Origin of the sequence: Streptomyces niveiscabiei (assembly GCF_001419795.1) — a bacterium.
Taxonomy (GTDB): domain Bacteria; phylum Actinomycetota; class Actinomycetes; order Streptomycetales; family Streptomycetaceae; genus Streptomyces; species Streptomyces niveiscabiei.
In genome coordinates, this window is sequence record NZ_LIRL01000114.1 from 1 (window position 1) to 1,148 (window position 1,148).

Here is a 1,148-nt window from a genome sequence, read left to right on the forward strand (position 1 = left end):
CACCCCCGCCGCCCCCACCAGGGCGACGACGAGCGCGAGACGAAGACGCCGGGCGAGACTCAAGGGACTCCTGCATGCCGCACTGAACACTGATCCCGTTCACCTTATTCGTGCGGAAGTCCTTTTTGCGTACTGGACTGGACCAAGGGTTGGGCAAGAGGGGGTGTACCACGGGGCCGCCCCCGGCCTTGAGGCGACCCCGGCCTTCAGGCGCCCCTCGGGCCTTGAAGCGACCCCAGCGTTTAGGCGCCCCTCGGACCTTCAGGCGAAACGATTGCTCACTCGGCCAGCTCCTCCAGCAGCCGGGCGGTCGACAGCCCCGCCCGCAGATACTCGACGAACAGTTCGTTGTGCAGGGCCCACGGCGAGCGGCGGGAGCGGATCAGGCGGATGGCCTCCTCCGCGCCGTAGCCCCGGCGTTCCAGCGCGTGGGCGACGACCAGGCCGGAGCGGTTGTAGCCGTGGTAGCACCGCACTAATACCCGGCGCCCCTCGTCGAGTGCCTCGCTCGCCGCCCGGGCCAGGCGGATGACACCGGCGAGCTGGGTGCCGTCGAGAGGTCCGTCGGGGATGTCCCAGATGTGGTGCTCGACGCCCGCGTCGGGGCCGTACCCCGGTAACCGCAGCAACGTCTGCACCAGGTCGAACTGATCGCGTACGACGGCCCGTTCCACATGCCCGGAACGGCCCCGGAACTCGTGTCCGCCCATCCACAGCCCGGGCACGATCTCGTTCCACGGACTGTCGGGGGCGGGTACATCGGGCTGCTTCCTGCGGGTCCGCAACAACGCCTCCCCAAACGCGCGCTCGCCTGGAGTACCTCGTAGGTATTACGGGACGTGTGCATAGGGATCTGCCAGTGGCCTGCCCAACTCGCGCCAAAGGTAACCGCCTTCTTGCCCCTGGCGTACCGGTCCTGTTCCCATGGTCCCTGGGGTGATGGTGCATGACCGCACTGCGCGTCGTACCGGCCTGGCGCCACGGCCAGGAACGGCTCTACGTCTGTCTGGCCGACGGAAGGAACATCGCCTGGTACGACCGTGAGGCCGCCAGGGTCAACCTGCTGAGTGACGACCGTAGGACTGAAGTACTGGACGCGCTGGCCCCCTTCCTCACGGGCCCGGTGACCGTCGGCCCGCCCCCCGTAC

1 protein-coding gene and 1 pseudogene are annotated in these 1,148 nt (G+C 68.5%); one reads left to right on the top strand and one right to left on the bottom strand.

All coding sequences use genetic code 11. From position 1 onward, the window contains the following. Positions 1–278: 278 nt before the first annotated feature. Positions 279–785: a protein-tyrosine phosphatase family protein gene (locus AOK24_RS06720; RefSeq protein WP_055719135.1), complete on the bottom strand. Its 507-nt coding sequence runs from the start codon at positions 783–785 to the stop codon at positions 279–281. A 161-nt stretch (positions 786–946) separates the two neighbouring features. Between AOK24_RS06720 and AOK24_RS06725 the strand changes: the two are divergent. After that, positions 947–1,148, top strand: a pseudogene (locus tag AOK24_RS06725) (NERD domain-containing protein); the annotation flags it as partial.